The following is a 14,042-nucleotide window of genomic DNA, read 5'->3' on the forward strand; positions in this document are numbered from 1 at the left end:
TCGAATATACCACTAGTTGCACATTGATCACAGTTAAAAGTCGAAATTTCATACATATTTAGGACTTTGGTCTAGCCTTTATTTGATTTTTGAGAATTGATATTCATTTTGTAGAAATTGAGTGCTATCAGCGCTATTTAATGGTCTCGAAAAATAATAACCTTGGAAATAATCACAACCTTGTTTTTTTAAATATTCAATTTGCTCGATATCCTCAACACCTTCAGCAACTAATTTCATCCCCATCGTTTTACCCATTGAAATAATTGCATCGACAATAGCATTATTTTTACGAGTGCCAATCTTTGAAATAAAGGCGCGATCAATCTTGAGTGTATCAATAGGATAGTCGGCAAGATATGCAAGTGAAGAATAGCCTGTTCCAAAGTCATCTAAGGCGATTGAGAAATTTTTATCCTTAATTTGGTCTAACAAATCAAAAACATGAGATGATTTATCTAACAATGATGACTCGGTAAGTTCAAACTCTATAAACTCGGGTTTGAGTGAGTATTTGAGCACGGCTTGATCAATAAAATTGAGAAATTCCCCACGATGGATCTGTTGCGCCACGACATTAATAGAAATTTGTAACTTATCAAATCCTAATTCATGCCATATTTTAAGTTGCTTACATGTCTGGAAAATAACAAATTTTCCGATATCTGAGATCAGACTAGTCATTTCAGCAATCGGTATAAAACGATCTGGCATGATGATGCCATACTTTGGATGATTCCAGCGGATTAATGCTTCAAAGCCGCTCACTTGCATCGTTTTACTTTCTATCTTAGGTTGATAGTAAATTTCTAAGTCCTGATTTTTTATAGCAAGTCGTAAATCTCTTTCGAGCTCAATGTCACTGCCAAAAATGGATTCAGGCTTGTTGTCATAATAATAGGCTGTGCTGCCCCCTAGTTTTTTTGCTTCTGTTAAAGCGCTTTCCGCGTGACTATTTAAGCTACCAATTTGTCTACCATGATTGGGGTAAATTGCGATACCCAGTGAGACATGAATCATATGTTCTTGCCCATCAATGATAAAGGGTATTTCAAAGGCCTCAAGGATCTGATCGACGACTTGTTGGATCGTGTAATGACTATGATTTAAGTTGTAAATCATAGCAAAGTCATCATTATTTAAATATGAAATCAGAACAGCTTTAGAACAGGTATATTTCAGTCTTCGGGAAACTTCTTTGAGAACTTCATCTCCAGTTTGATGATTAATAAACTCATTAAAATGTCTAAATCGATCAATGTTGAGACGAATAATAGAAAAATGGCTCAGAATTTTAGATTTACTAATTAGATACTGGTGTAACTGTAAATTAAAATAAACACGGTTAGGTAAATCTGTAAGTAGATCGTAATTCTCTAAGTAGGCCATTCTTTCAAGATTTTGTTTCCGTTCAGTCAAATCTGAAATGATGCCTACATAATTTAAAATTCTATTTTTATCATCACGAACTGCATTGATATGCAGCCACAAGGTTAATATTTTTCCTGAAATAAATTCTTCAGTGACCTCAGCATCATATTGTCCGGTGAGTAACACCGTTTGAGTTATATCGGCGTGATGTTGGCTGAGTTGGGATGTGGAAGATTTGGTAATATCAAAGATGTGTTTTGAGATAATATCTTGCGGTGGGATATTGACCAATTCACTAAAATAAGGATTAACTTCTAAAAAACACAAGTTATTGTCTAAAACGAAAACCCCTTGGGCCACTTGATTAAATACATTCGAAGCTAATTTCAATTTTTCTTGTGCTTTTTTTTCACTTTCAATGTCTTGGAAAATACCCACCATTTTAAGAGGTTTATTATTTTCAGGATCACGTGTAATAACTCGACCAATATCTTTAATCCAAAACCACTGATCTTTTACTTTAGTTCTATAATGTGCTTCAAAACGTTCAGTATTTCCTCTTAAATGTTTACGGAGCTCTTTACGATAATTTTCTTGATCTTCTGGGTGAATAAACTCGTTAATTTGATCAGTTGCACTTTGGTAATGTAAAACCTGATTACCATATTTAATGCCTGAAATTTCAATGGTTCTTTTCTCAATATTCCATAGCCAAGATGAAATTCCAGCAGTTTCATGCGCAAAATCGAGGTTAGCTTGATGGTGCTGCAGTCGATCGTTGATCTTATTAATATCGTAGGTTCGTTCAATTACTTTTTGTTCGAGTAATTGATTATGCATTTGTAATTGGCTTTCAATTTCTTTGGATTTTTCAATCTCATTTTTTAGCTTTTCTTGGAGAAGTGATGACTCCATAAGATGTTTTCTAGATTCAGATAAATAGAATTTATTGTGACTATTTAATATTCCAAGACGGCGGTACATCTTATGGGTAAGGAGAGCGCAAATAAGTAATACACCAAACCAAATATTAAAGATTAAACTAAAAACATCAGGAGTATTATCTAAAAAAAGGAAATTGGAGAGGACTATGGCCGAAGCTGAAGGCAAAAAAACATAAAGGAAGTATCGTAACCGCTGTGATAAAAATACAATAGCAAAAGTATAAACAATAGATAACATTAACCCAGCTAAAGTCAACATATGTATATCTTTGACTTCTGGATTATGTTCGGGGATAAGCTGTAATACGGTATAAATACCAATAGCTAGACCAGCTCCAGTAATTAAGCAAACCAATTGTGCCCACATGTCTAAGTTAAAAATACTAATTTGATTAGATTTTTTAAAAAAGAGGGTAAAGCAAAAACAGATTAAAAGAATGGCGGTAAATATAATGAGCCAAATGGTATAAGGTATTGAAAAGCTTTTGAAATAAAAGAAGTAAATAAGTTGATTATAGATGCAGGCAAAGAGCACCCACGCTAAAAAAAAATGCAAATTAGAAGTCGCACTTTTGATCTGGCTATCGAGTACAGAGTTGGAAACATGCTCTCCCTGAACTTCACTCATAACTGGCAATACCTTAATTTTCTTTCTACTTTATTTGTATTATTTTTGAGTACGAACTTAAAAAAATATAAATTTAGCGCGACAACTCTTTTCTCATTAAAGTACTGTCTAATTGGAAGAAAATCAATTCTATTGTGAGTTAAATCACGGAATTTTGAGAAAATATTTATTAAAATTTGTAATTTAAGATCGATAAAGCAACCACTGGTGCAGTTTCTGTACGTAAAACACGTTCACCAATGCACCAATTGATAAATCCATGCTGATTTGCAGATTGGATTTCAGCTTCACTTAATCCACCTTCTGGACCAATGAGTAGCGTTATATTTGAGGAGGCATCATTTAACACATCGACCTCATCTTTATTGGGGGCTAAGACTAATTTCGTTTCAGGGAGTGTGCTATTTAACCATTGTGCCAAAGGGAGTGGAGCTAATATTTTTGGAACAATATTCATTCCACACTGCTCGCAAGCTGCAATTGCTACACTTTGCCAATGATCAAGTTTTTTCTGATCACGGTCGTACTTTAAACGCATTTCGCAACGTTCAGAGGTGAGAAGTTGAATTTCAGATACGCCTAACTCAACCGCTTTTTGAATAGCATAATCCATGCGGTCACCTTTACTCATTACTTGACCAAGTAAGGCATTAAAGTTTGGTGTGCGATTGGTTGGGTTAAATTCTTGAACTAGAACCGAGCCTGTTTTTTTATTGGCTTCAGTTAATTCAACTTGATATTCGCCACCTTGACCATTAAACAAGGTCGCTTTTTCACCGACTTGTGCACGTAAAACTTTGACCCAATGATGAAATACAGTTTCAGTCAGTTCAACTGTTGTATTTACATTAAGGTCTGCTTCAATAAAAAAACGAGGCATCTGCATTACTCTAAAATCGGTAAAATAAAAACTTCTTTTATCTTCAGTCCCTACATCAAATAAGGTGAACCTAAGCTGTCGATAAAAGAAGTCAGGAGACTTATGCTAGACCGAGGTCTTTTACAAGTTGACGAGTTGGATCAGTGGTGTTCATCGTATAAAAGTGTAAGCTTGGCGCACCACCAGCAATGAGGCGTTCACATAGCTTCACAATCACTTCATGACCAAAGGCTTTAATTGAAGCAGTGTCATCACCATAGGCTGCCAGTTGCTTACGAATCCAACGAGGGATTTCAGCACCTGTACCATCTGCAAAGCGAATTAAGTTGCTTGCATTGGTAATTGGCATAATGCCAGGTGCCACAGGAATATTCACACCTTCTTTTTGAATGCGCTCTACAAAGTAAAAATACGCATCTGGATTAAAGAAGAATTGAGTTAAGGCTGCATTTGCACCTGCATTGGCTTTCTCACAAAAGCGTTTAATGTCTAAATCAAAGCTATCTGCTTGTGGGTGCATTTCAGGGTAAGCTGCAACTTCAATCTGGAAGTGGTCACCCGAATGTTCACGGATAAAGCGTACTAAATCCTGAGCATACGGTAATTCACCTAAGCCAACTTGACCGGAAGGTAAGTCACCACGTAGTGCAACAATACGGTCAATCCCTTGAGATTTGTATAAATCTAAAAGTTCAGCGATCCGTTCTTTGCTATCACCAATACAAGAGAGGTGAGGAGCAACAGGCGTGCCTTTGCCATTAAAATCAGCTAAAGTCGAAAGTGTACGTTCACGTGTAGAACCACCTGCACCATAAGTCACAGAGAAAAACTCTGGATTCAGCAACTGCAGTTCTTGGTGAACAACCTTAAGTTTTTCCGCACCTGCATCAGTTTTGGTTGGGAAAAACTCAAAAGAAATTGGAATCTGTTTAGACATGTTCAAATCCTTTGTACTTATTTCAGCAAAATAGAATTCAAAGAAAAGCAGGCTGTTCAGCCTGCTTGTTCAAAGATTAGTATTTATAAGCGTCAGATTTGAATGGACCTTCAACAGAAACCCCAAGGTAGTCCGCTTGTTCTTGAGTTAATTGAGTCAGAACACCACCGAAACCTGCAACCATTGCTGCAGCAACTTCTTCATCTAATTTCTTAGGAAGAAGTTCAACACGAATCGCTGCTTGTTTTTGGTCTTCAGGAAGATCAGCAAATTTCTCTGCGAACAAGTGCATTTGACCTAAAACTTGGTTCGCAAAAGAACCGTCCATCACGCGTGATGGGTGACCAGTTGCATTACCAAGATTTACTAAGCGACCTTCAGAAAGAAGAATGAGGTAATCATTTTCATTTTCTGAACGATATACTTGGTGAACTTGTGGTTTAACTTCAACCCATTTATAACCACGTAAGTAGTTGGTATCGATTTCAGTGTCAAAGTGACCGATATTACAAACTACTGCACCTGCTTTTAATGTATCAAGCATTGCAGCGTCACAAACGTGGTAGTTACCAGTCGTTGTTACGATTAAGTCAGTATTTTGAAGAAGGTCAGCGTTAACGTCTTCTTTGTTACCTGTTTGTACGCCATTCTTGTATGGAGAAACTACTTCATAACCGTCCATGCATGCTTGCATTGCACAGATTGGATCGATTTCAGAAACACGTACGATCATGCCTTCTTGACGAAGGGATTGCGCAGAACCTTTACCTACATCACCGTAACCAATTACAAGTGCACGACGACCAGATAACAGCATGTCAGTTGCACGTTTGATGGCATCGTTTAGAGAGTGACGGCAACCGTATTTGTTGTCATTTTTAGATTTAGTGACTGAATCGTTAACGTTGATCGCAGGCACTTTCAATGAACCGTCTTTCCACATTTCGAGAAGACGTTGAACACCTGTCGTGGTTTCTTCAGTAATACCGTGGATTTTTGCGAGTACTTCTGGGTATTTTTCATGAACAAGCGCAGTTAAGTCACCGCCGTCGTCCAAAATCATGTTGGCATCCCAAGGCGTACCATTTACATTAATTTGTTGTTCAAGACACCACATATATTCTTCTTCAGTTTCGCCTTTCCAAGCAAATACTGGAACACCAGAAGCTGCAATAGCTGCAGCAGCGTGGTCTTGAGTTGAGAAAATGTTGCAAGATGTCCAACGAACTTCAGCACCAAGCTCTACCAAAGTTTCGATAAGAACAGCTGTTTGGATTGTCATGTGAATACAACCCAAAATTTTAGCACCAGCAAGTGGTTTAGCCGCAGAGTAACGCTTACGTAGACCCATAAGGGCTGGCATTTCAGCTTCTGCAAGTTTGATTTCTTTACGGCCGTAGTCAGCAAGTGAAATATCGGCAACTTTGTAATCTGTAAATGAAGCATTAACCGCGTTCATCACGATCTCCTTATAAAAAACAAAAATTGATCATTATGTTCGCGGATGCCGTTGTTGGTCGATCTGAGCAGATTGACCGATCGTCGAGCCTGGCGCTTTTACATTTTGTACTTGTAAAACGTCGCAGCATCCCTCGACTAGCGGAGTATTGTACTTCTAAACTTGAGAATTTCCAATGTTAAGTTGGTTATTGGTGATTCAAAGTATTTCAATTAAATTGCGTCAACTTCAGATTCCGATGATATTAGAGATTTTATTTTCTGTGCTTTTTCAAAGTGGTCAAGTTTATGTTTCATGATCCACCAATGAGCTACTTCCATGAGTGCTTCGGGATCATTATTTTTATTTGAAAAGAAAGCATAAAATGACAAACCTACAGATTCTCCCTTCCGATCGATTTTTTCATCACAAATTCGAATAATTTTGTCTTTGATTGATTTATTCATTTTGGCAACGTATTAGAAATTTAATTTAAAATTTTTATCATTCAATCTATCAAGCTTTCATTAGTGTAATGTTGAGAAAATGTAGGATTGAATAATTTGGGCTATAAATAAACCGATTCCGAAGTTTAAGTGTGCCACTAAGCTATTTTTTATGCTGATCCATTGATTGGGCGTTTTACTCGCAAAGAAACCAAATCCAAGAATAGGTTGCATCACCAAAAATGGGATAATAGCAGTTGAAAGTCCAAATAAAATAGAAGATATAAAAGCTTCCAAAGTAGTATGTGAATTATCGATATAAGTATAAATTAAAGCGAAAAAAATACCGGTTATATAATGAAATACCCAACCCGTAATGTATTCAAATTTGTGTACAGGGGCTTCGGTAATATTTCTGTATACGTTTTTTTTATTTTTAACTAAAAAGAAAAACCTACCCAAATAAGCATAGTTAAATGAGGGGATTTTAAAAATCATCGCTCTTGCCCAACCAAAAAAATCCATAATTAAAGTAGCGCTTAGGCCTAAGGCTAAAATGTCAATTAAAATATTCATGAAAGGATGACTCTCTAATTTAAGTCATGCTAGTGTGCAACTTAAAGCTAACTTGAAGTCAAGGTGCATTAATGGAAATAGATATAGGTGATCTAGCTGATCGGACAAATACTTCAACTGCCACGATTAGGTTTTATGAATCAAAAGGACTTATTCGATCTATTGGAAGGAAAGGGCTTAGAAGACAGTATTCATCCCGAGCAATACAGAATATCTCATTAATCAAGATCTTCCAAAATGGTGGTATGACGCTGAGCCAAATTAAAAATATGGCAATTGATCATGAAAAAATTAAAATTAAAAGAGATCAAGTTAGGGAAGCAAAAAACGAAATCAAAGATAAAATTGAGACTTTAAATAACTTGCTCTTAATTTTGACACACGTTGAAAAATGTCCATACGATGACCATTTACAATGTCCAGACTTTTTGAAACTTTTAGATGAGTGAGCTTGAATTTTGTATTTAATTTCTTAAATTTTGAAGAAGATTATTTGTTATAATTGATAGCTCAATAAATAATATATATTTTTGATGGAAATTCCCGAAGAACTCGCTAACCTCGAAGCTAATGCTGGCATTTACGCCGTATGGATGCTCTTTCAACATCTTGGGTTAGACCCAGATATTGAACAACTAAAAGAAGTCTGTGGTTATGTAGAAGGTGATGGAACGACCACGATCGGTCTAGCGGTGGGACTTAAAAAATTTGGCTTAGATGTGGAATTTACCACAGATGAAGACAATGCACTTCAAGAGCAAGAAAAGCAAAGCTATTTAGAAGCTGAAAAACTTGCGCTAAAAATATCCCCCGCAATCAGCTATCAAGATATTCAAATCGCATTTGAAGCCAATAAATTCGTGATCGTGTATTACGATACTTTAGAAGGCATTGGTAATCATTCATTGGTATATGACATTAATGAAGAAGAAATTTGCTTTTTTGATAGTTTTGAAGCAATGCCGAAAAAAGTATTTGAACAGCAAAGGGCAGTAGACGGGATCTGTAGACAAGCCATCATCGCTGAAGTTAATTAATATCTAAAAGTAAGTTTCTATCTTATAGTGGGTTGCTATCTTAAGGTGTGTTATAGTTTCAAAAAGATCTAAAGTAGTTCAATAAAAAGCCTTCAATCATGAAGGCTTTTGAGGCAAAAAACGAGATTTATCTCAAGTGCTTGATTGAGCCTTTTCCTGCCAATAATCAGCTTTTTCCTCGTTGACATCCACACCTAAACCATGTGCATAGATGGCAGATAAATCACGCATTGCTTGAGTATCACCAAGTTCAGCGGCTTGAGTCACCAATTCAACAGATTTTTGTACATCTTTTTCGACCACATTACCACGACGGTAATAACCTGCGAGCTCTAAAATTGCAGCAGCATGTTGATGTTTACTAGCTTGCGTGAGCCAGTTAAAACCGTACTCAAAGTTTAATTTTGCATCTTCAGGATCTTCTTCTAAAACTTCTTTTGCATAATGGGTATAACCTTCCCCTAACCAGTACATCGCTTCGACATGACCCAATTGACCAGCACGTAAAGCCCATTCTTCTGCAAGCGCAATGTCTTCATCGTGTTCACTCGTCATATAAAGTTCAGCAAGTTCAAATTGAGCAGCGGCATTACCTGCATGAGCACGATTTTCGAGAGCAATCGGGACGGTAACACGTTTCGTCATAGTGGGATTCCATGGCTTCAAAGCGAAGCAAAAAATATTAAAGTTGTTCCCTGATTATACTGTAAAACTGATTCAAAGCTTGAATAGTATGGTTCGAGCCTATTTACTAAGATATTTTGTAGATGAATTACAAATTCAACTATAGGTAAAAGCTATAGATGAGCGACATAAATTAAGGTTTTTTGATGGAATTGAAGTAAAAGTGACAATTTCTTAAATTTCATAAGACCTTAGCATAACTTTTTCCTATGCTGAAAATCCTCTCTAATGCGAATATTAGAGGAGATTGACCATGTCACAGACCAACACTTATTCAGCAGATGTGATCGTACTTGGTGCAGGCCCAGTCGGTTTAACGATGGCGAACGGCCTTGGCCTTGCGGGCTTAAAAGTAAAAGTGATTGAGCAGCTCGATCAATTGATTGATTATCCTCGTGCAATTGGTATTGATGATGAATCTTTAAGAACAATGCAATCGATTGGCTTGATCAACAAAGTATTGCCGCATACCACTCCCGATCATGCGATGCGTTTTCTTACGCCTTCTGGCCGTTGTTTTGCAGATATTCAACCTAAAACACGTGAGTTTGGTTTCCCTCGTCGTAACGCATTCGTACAACCTTATGTTGATGCAGAATTATTGGAAGGTTTAGAACGTTTTGATGATGTGGAAGTACTTTTTTCTCGTCAACTTCAAAGTTTTAAGCAGACTGAAGATCAAGTTGAAGTTCAAATCCAAAATAAAGATAAAACAATTGAATATATAACTGCAAAGTATCTTGTGGCATGTGATGGCGGTAATAGCTACGTTCGCCGTATGTTGAATATTCCTTTTGAAGGTAAAACTGCACCAAACCAATGGATTGTTGTCGATATTGCAAACGATCCATTGGCGACACCACATATTTACTTATGTTGTGATCCAGTACGTCCATATGTGTCAGCGGCTTTACCACATGGTATCCGTCGTTTTGAATTTATGGTGATGCCAGGGGAGACGCAAGAGCAACTGAGTCAACCTGAAAACATGGCTAAACTTTTATCCAAAGTATTACCAAACACTGAAAATATCGATGTGATCCGAAATCGTGTTTACACCCATAATGCACGTATTGCCAGTAGATTTAAAGAAGGGCGTATCTTACTTGCGGGAGATGCAGCGCACATCATGCCAGTATGGCAGGGACAGGGTTATAACAGTGGAATGCGTGATGCGTTCAATTTATCTTGGAAACTGGCTATGGTCGTACAAGGTAAAGTAGATGCCAAAGTTCTAGATTCTTATCAAGAAGAGCGTCATGATCATGCCAAAGCGATGATTGATTTATCTGTTACAGCAGGCCATGTGCTGGCTCCGCCTAAAAAATGGCAAGGTACTGCGCGTGATGCTATTTCATATGTTCTAAATTACATTAAACCAGTTAAACAATATTTGTTGGAAATGCGCTTTAAGCCAATGCCACAATATAAATCTGGTATTTTGGTTGGACAGGTCAATAAGACATCGCCAATCGGTAAAATGTTTATTCAACCTAAAATGCAAGACAGCACTGGTCAGGTAAAATTACTGGATGATTTTATTGGTCAAGGCTTTGCTATTATTGCTTGGGGAGTAGATCCGACTTGGGGACTCACACCAACAAGTATTCAAAAATGGAAAGCCTTGGGTGTGAAATTTATTAAAGTCGTTCCACCTGAACAATTGAACACTGATGCTCATGATGATGAAATATTGACACTTGGGGATACAGAGCATGCGATTCGTGCATGGTTTGGTCGTACTCAATACTCGATGGCATTTTTAAGACCAGATAAATTTGTCGCGGGCTTAAGTATTCCTCAGACGAGCGAAGAGCTCAGTCAAAAGCTGTTTGATAAACTTGGCGTTTAATCAAAAAGTTTAAGACTAATCTAAAAGAAAACCTGCAAATTTGCAGGTTTTTTAGTTTTAAAATAGCGTTCAAAGTTTTAAAAAATATGACAATGAAAGTGTTGGCTTAGAATATTTTTCACAGTTTGCAAATGCTTACTTTGATCTTGTTTTCTGAAACTCAAATATAAGCTGATATTCGGTAAATCAATTTCAGTTGACTTAATTAAGACATTTTCACTGAGCAAGCTTTCAACATATTTTGGAACAATGGTCCAACCGACTTGCATCGCTACAAGATTAATATTCATTAAAATATTACTCGAGTATTGAGCAACTTGAATAGATGTATTTAGGGCTTCAAAAATATTTTGAATTTTTTGGAACAAAATCGGTGAGGCAGTTTCCTCGCTCATGATAAATTTTTGGGCAATTAAATCCTGTTTTGAAATACAGTCTAAATGCACATGGGCTGAATGACGAGGAATCAGCAAGATCAGGGGCTCACTGAACAATTCGATAGAGGCAATATGTTCATCATCGATACATTGGCGAGTGAATGCGACATCAATTTTTTGATCACGAAGTGCTTGGATTTGATGTAAACAGCTCAAACTATGAAATTGAATATCTAAATCAGGCTGTTGTGCACGAATAATAGGCATGACATAGGGAAAAATTTTCATTTCTGCCACAGGTAAAAAGCCAATATTTAATTTATTTTTCTTGGTATTCGCCATAATTTGAATCTTGTGTTTGGCGTCTTGAGCAAGTTTCAATATATGTCGAGCATCTTTTAAAAAAGTTTCTCCTTCCTCTGTGAGCGATAAGCTTCTGCTTTTACGAATCAGCAGGGATGTACCTAATTCCGCTTCAAGATCTTTAATTTGCTGACTTAAAGAGGGCTGCGCTATAAAAAGTTTTTCTGCAGCACGCGTAAAATTAAGTTCTTCGGCAACTGAGACGAAATATTTCAAATGTCGAAGTTCCATGCGTACCGATCCTTAATCGCCATAATAAATGAGGTTGATTATACGTTTGAATTGCTAGAACTTCAGCGTGATTCACGTTTAAAGCTAATTTAAGAAGAAAAAAACCGACCCATATTGAAATGAAATATTGGTCGGTTTTTATCAAGTAAAGTATTAAATGATTGAGAAGATCAAGCTAATGAATCCAATAAAGGATACGCCCAAAATGATTTTTTTTATTTGTGACTCAAAATAGGTCAGACAAAGTGCAACAAAAAGCGCAGCGAATGTCAGTACACCAACCCAATAACTCATCATATTACTGACTTGTCCTTTGCTCATGCAGAGGATAAGCCCTAACGACAGGAATCCCCATCCAACCATTGAGGCTATTTTCTGGTGTTTAATACTCAATGTTTGACCAAAAATTTGTTTTTGATGCTTTTGCATTGCACTGGCTAAACCTATAAAACCTAAAGTACAAACTGCCCAAATGAGGAGAAAAAAGCTCATGGTGATTACCCCTCTACCTTAGGTAAAACTTGACTCTTTTTTAATGGAGTTCCTTGATGATTTTGAACTTTGTAAAGTGCAAAATAAAAAACTACTGCTAAAACTATCATCGCCAGATCGAACGAAGCGATAACCCATTGTCCGTGAGCTATAGAACGCCATAAAGGTTGACCACCTGTGATAAAGTTTAAAAGCGGAAGTAAAGCAAAAAGCAGGGTAGCGAGACTCAGTAATTCAAGCCAAGCTTGGCGATGGGTGCGAAAAACAGCATAAACCAGTGTGAAGAGCCACACTATAAAGAATGTACGGATTTCCCAGTTTATACGCATTTCCATATCAACAGGGATAAAACGGTTTGCATAAAAATAAGCTGCACAAGCAATTGGTAAGCCGATAATCGCAGCGATGTTGGTAATCTCGACCGTACGATACCCAAAGGATTTATAACCTTGTTTCGCTTGTTGAGGTGCACGTTTGACGCACCATAAAATTAATCCTGTTGCGACCATTAGCGTGCCAACGATACCAGAAAAAAAGAGTATCCAACGTAAGGCTAAATCAACTCCTCGTGCTTCATGTAGAACAGTGACAACATTGTAAATGCCATTGGGAATAGAAGGATTTTTGAGTTGAGCGGAATCATCTGTAATGTTTTGACCTGTCACACCATTGAAGTCTAAAGTTTCATATACGCCACGATGAGCGATACTTGCGCCGTGTAAAGCACGTAACTCAATGGTCGCCTTCGATGTATTTGGTGCTTTAATTGTGATCGAACCAATCGGATTGTTTTTCCACTTCGCTTCAGCTTGAGTGAGGATCGGAGCAATATCTGTAAGTGGTGCAGGTTCAGCTTTTCGATCTTGGTTGCGCGTACGTCGACTTTCACCTCGATTCTTTCTCTCACCATCCATTTTGTTAGTATGTTCATTTGATGCTGACTGCGTACCACGAGCCTCAATTTCTGTACGAGCATTCATCATTGAGCGCTGATTTCCTTGCGGTTGATCAGTACGAGTCTGCCCTTGTGGTTCTGCTGGATTTTGAATTAAGGATTTTCGTTGGTCTTGTAGAAAGGCGCCACGATTGTCATAAATTTGCTGTACCCCCCATGGCATGATGGTAAACAATAATAAAAGTAAACCACTAAAAGTGATCATGATATGAAAGGGAAGTGCGAATACAGCTGTTGCATTATGTGCGTCTAACCAAGAACGCTGTCCTTTACCTGTTCTAAAGGTAAAGAAATCTTTAAAGATTTTCTTATGGGTGATGATGCCACTAATAATTGCAACAAGCATAAACATGGTTGCTATGCCCACAATCCAACGTGACCATATACGTGGCATTCCGTATAATTCAAAATGGAAACGATACAGAAAACTACCACCACGGGTTTCACGGGCTTCTAATACTTCACCTGTGGCACTGTCAATCGTCACACGTTTACCACCGCGACGAGCATTGGGATCTTCTCCGACATTCCGGATATTCAGTGTGGTGTAATTTTGACGAGCATTGGGCAATTGAATTCCCCAGCTCCCTGCATCATCATGATTATTCTGCAAATATTGCAGAGCCACTTGTGTCTGCTCGAGTTGAGATTGGCTTGGAATCGATTGGTGATACTCGGGCTTCATCCATGTACTGATTTCTGCTTGGAAAAAACTCAAAGTACCAGTTACAAAGATGGCATACAGCAACCATCCTAGTATCAAACTAGCCCAAGTATGTAACCATGACATAGACTGGCGTGGGCCTTCAGCTTTGGCATCACTTCTCATGA

At 37.5% G+C, this 14,042-nt stretch carries 13 protein-coding genes; 3 read left to right on the forward strand and 10 right to left on the reverse strand.

The window, feature by feature from the left end; genetic code table 11:
* Positions 1–78 precede the first annotated feature (78 nt).
* The 6 genes from AC1M9B_RS00565 to AC1M9B_RS00590 all read right to left on the reverse strand — a co-directional run bounded on the left by AC1M9B_RS00565 (position 79) and on the right by AC1M9B_RS00590 (position 7,220).
* Positions 79–2,943 carry an EAL domain-containing protein gene (locus tag AC1M9B_RS00565; RefSeq protein ID WP_481591307.1) on the reverse strand — a complete coding sequence of 955 codons (2,865 nt, stop codon included), beginning with the start codon at positions 2,941–2,943 and terminating at the stop codon, positions 79–81.
* Positions 2,944–3,112: 169 nt separating this feature from the next.
* A complete protein-coding gene (locus tag AC1M9B_RS00570) occupies positions 3,113–3,823 on the reverse strand; it encodes a 16S rRNA (uracil(1498)-N(3))-methyltransferase (protein ID WP_481608305.1) in 711 nt (236 codons plus the stop codon).
* 100 nt (positions 3,824–3,923) lie between these two features.
* Positions 3,924–4,760 (reverse strand): methylenetetrahydrofolate reductase [NAD(P)H], encoded by an 837-nt coding sequence (metF, locus tag AC1M9B_RS00575; RefSeq protein ID WP_035266512.1) that lies wholly within the window; start codon positions 4,758–4,760, stop codon positions 3,924–3,926.
* Positions 4,761–4,836: 76 nt separating this feature from the next.
* The gene (ahcY, locus tag AC1M9B_RS00580) at positions 4,837–6,219 is read right to left on the reverse strand and encodes an adenosylhomocysteinase (RefSeq protein WP_481608306.1); all 1,383 of its coding nucleotides are present in this window, start codon (positions 6,217–6,219) and stop codon (positions 4,837–4,839) included.
* Positions 6,220–6,431: 212 nt separating this feature from the next.
* Entirely contained in the window at positions 6,432–6,665 is a 234-nt protein-coding gene (locus AC1M9B_RS00585; protein ID WP_481608307.1) for a DUF6500 family protein, read from the reverse strand.
* A 60-nt stretch (positions 6,666–6,725) separates the two neighbouring features.
* A complete protein-coding gene (locus AC1M9B_RS00590) occupies positions 6,726–7,220 on the reverse strand; it encodes a DUF2938 family protein (RefSeq protein WP_481608308.1) in 495 nt (164 codons plus the stop codon).
* Between the two features lie 71 nt (positions 7,221–7,291).
* Here AC1M9B_RS00590 and AC1M9B_RS00595 point away from each other — a divergent pair, with 71 nt between their 5' ends.
* Together AC1M9B_RS00595 and AC1M9B_RS00600 are read left to right on the forward strand one after the other, a co-directional pair.
* A complete protein-coding gene (locus tag AC1M9B_RS00595) occupies positions 7,292–7,669 on the forward strand; it encodes a MerR family transcriptional regulator (RefSeq protein ID WP_092766006.1) in 378 nt (125 codons plus the stop codon).
* Between the two features lie 84 nt (positions 7,670–7,753).
* Positions 7,754–8,257, forward strand: coding sequence for a cysteine peptidase family C39 domain-containing protein (locus AC1M9B_RS00600; RefSeq protein WP_481595601.1), 504 nt, complete (start codon positions 7,754–7,756; stop codon positions 8,255–8,257).
* A gap of 132 nt (positions 8,258–8,389) precedes the next feature.
* Here AC1M9B_RS00600 and AC1M9B_RS00605 read toward each other — a convergent pair whose 3' ends face one another.
* Entirely contained in the window at positions 8,390–8,902 is a 513-nt protein-coding gene (locus AC1M9B_RS00605; RefSeq protein ID WP_035265647.1) for a tetratricopeptide repeat protein, read from the reverse strand.
* 292 nt (positions 8,903–9,194) lie between these two features.
* Between AC1M9B_RS00605 and AC1M9B_RS00610 the strand changes: the two genes are divergently transcribed.
* The gene (locus AC1M9B_RS00610) at positions 9,195–10,793 is read left to right on the forward strand and encodes a bifunctional 3-(3-hydroxy-phenyl)propionate/3-hydroxycinnamic acid hydroxylase (RefSeq protein ID WP_035265649.1); all 1,599 of its coding nucleotides are present in this window, start codon (positions 9,195–9,197) and stop codon (positions 10,791–10,793) included.
* Positions 10,794–10,870: 77 nt separating this feature from the next.
* On the opposite strand, the gene AC1M9B_RS00615 is transcribed toward AC1M9B_RS00610, so the two are convergent.
* The 3 genes from AC1M9B_RS00615 to AC1M9B_RS00625 all read right to left on the reverse strand — a co-directional run bounded on the left by AC1M9B_RS00615 (position 10,871) and on the right by AC1M9B_RS00625 (position 14,040).
* On the reverse strand, positions 10,871–11,764 hold the full coding sequence (locus AC1M9B_RS00615) for a LysR substrate-binding domain-containing protein (RefSeq protein ID WP_481608309.1): 894 nt from the start codon (positions 11,762–11,764) through the stop codon (positions 10,871–10,873).
* Positions 11,765–11,917: 153 nt separating this feature from the next.
* Positions 11,918–12,256 carry a DUF3325 domain-containing protein gene (locus AC1M9B_RS00620; protein WP_092766011.1) on the reverse strand — a complete coding sequence of 113 codons (339 nt, stop codon included), beginning with the start codon at positions 12,254–12,256 and terminating at the stop codon, positions 11,918–11,920.
* A gap of 5 nt (positions 12,257–12,261) precedes the next feature.
* Positions 12,262–14,040, reverse strand: a complete 1,779-nt coding sequence (locus tag AC1M9B_RS00625) for a PepSY-associated TM helix domain-containing protein (protein ID WP_481608310.1) — start codon at positions 14,038–14,040, stop codon at positions 12,262–12,264.
* Positions 14,041–14,042: the final 2 nt, after the last annotated feature.

This window comes from Acinetobacter sp. ANC_7513 (assembly GCF_056779915.1).